Source organism: Oxalobacter paraformigenes, assembly GCF_000158475.2.
Classification (GTDB): domain Bacteria; phylum Pseudomonadota; class Gammaproteobacteria; order Burkholderiales; family Burkholderiaceae_D; genus Oxalobacter; species Oxalobacter paraformigenes.
Genome location: NZ_KI392031.1, coordinates 662,612 through 664,244 on the forward strand (window position 1 = coordinate 662,612; position 1,633 = coordinate 664,244).

Below are 1,633 nucleotides of genomic sequence, written 5' to 3' on the forward strand. Positions count from 1 at the left end.
GAGAAGCCACCGGCAACACCGTCACCGTGACGGATGGGACAATCGGCGGCAATGTCTATGGCGGGAGAAGTGCTTACGCCCATGCCACCGGCAACACCATCACCATACGCGGCGGGACAATCACCGGCGCTATCTATGGCGGGTTCAGTGCTGATACAGGCGCTGCCACCGGCAACACCGTCATCCTGGAAGGCCATCCGGATCATCTGAACCTGAACGACGTGTACGGCGGGTACAGTGACGGACAAGGCACCATCACCGACAACATCCTGCAAGTCAAAACCACCGGCGTGAACGTCCAAGCCCTGAAAAACTTCGACCAGTACGAATTCTACATCCCGAATAATGCCAGTACGGGGACGACCATGCTGACCGTAACCGGCGGCGCTCAGACCGACCTGGGAGCCGCCCGTGTCGGCGTAGCCGTTGCCGCCGGCGCGAAACCGGCCCTCGCCGTGGGAGACACCCTCACCCTGATACATAATGACAAGGGATTCAGCAGCAACAACGGTATCACCCCGATCGACCTGAGCGGCAAACAGGGCATCTCCCTGGACTACACCTTCCATGTCCCCACCTTGAACGAGGCCGGCACTGACCTTCAGGCCAGCGTCGCCAGCGTCAAAGCCGCGCCGGAAACCGTCATCTTCAACGACGGAAGACTGGCAAGCCTGGGCTTCATAAACCGCGGAAACGATCTGGCCAGAGAAACCGGCCTTGGCCAAATCGGAAAAGGGAAAGCAGGATTATATGGCGCCATCAGCGGAAGCGACAACCGCCATGACACCGGCCACGGCCATGCCGACGCCAGCGGAACCCACTGGCTGATCGGCGCGGCCGGAAAACTGAAACAGGATAAAGCCGCCGAGGCGACAGGCACCCTCTACCTGCAGGCGGGATGGGGAGACATCCAGGAACGCAACCCCGCTGCCCGTGGACAGGGAGACACCCACTACTACGGAATAGGGGCCACAGGCCATTACCGCCAGAAAGAAGGCATCCTCAAAGGAACCTGGCTCCAGCTCAACGGCCATCTGGGCCGCGCCGGCACCGACTTCGACAGCGACCTGAGAGACAGCAGCGGAAAAAGAGGAAGCTACGACAAAAAAGCGAACTACTACGGAGCGGGCATCGAACTCGGCTACACCCTTGGCGTGACAGAAACAGCCGAACTGGACATCAGCGCAGGCTACCAGTGGACAAGACTGGAAGGCTACCATACCCGCATAGCGGGAGACCCGTACCGGTTCGACGACATCGACAGCCACCGTAGCAAAGTGGGAGCCAAACTGAAATACAAAGCCGACAGGCAGTACACCCCCTACGCGGGACTGGCATGGGAACACGAATTTTCGGGGACAGCGAGAGGAAGCGTCTATGGCTACCGGCTGGAAGAATCCAGCCTGAAAGGCGACACGGGAATAGGGGAAATCGGCGTTGAATTCAGCCCGGAAGCGGAAAGCCCCTGGAGAGTCGATGCGAAAGTCCAGGGCTACATGGGAAGAATGGAAGGGGTGGCCGGACACCTCGAAGTCCACTACCGGTTCTGAGCGACGCCCGAACCTCAACCCGGACAGCAGTCCGGACATAAAAAGGGAAAAGCCGTCCTGTTGAACGGCCCGCCAAACGTGAG

Annotated in this window: 1 protein-coding gene; it reads left to right on the forward strand. The window is 59.8% G+C overall.

The window, feature by feature from the left end:
* Positions 1-1,550, forward strand: a 1,550-nt coding sequence (locus OFAG_RS06695) for an autotransporter outer membrane beta-barrel domain-containing protein (protein WP_020995001.1), incomplete at its 5' end; no start/stop codon positions are given.
* Positions 1,551-1,633: the final 83 nt, after the last annotated feature.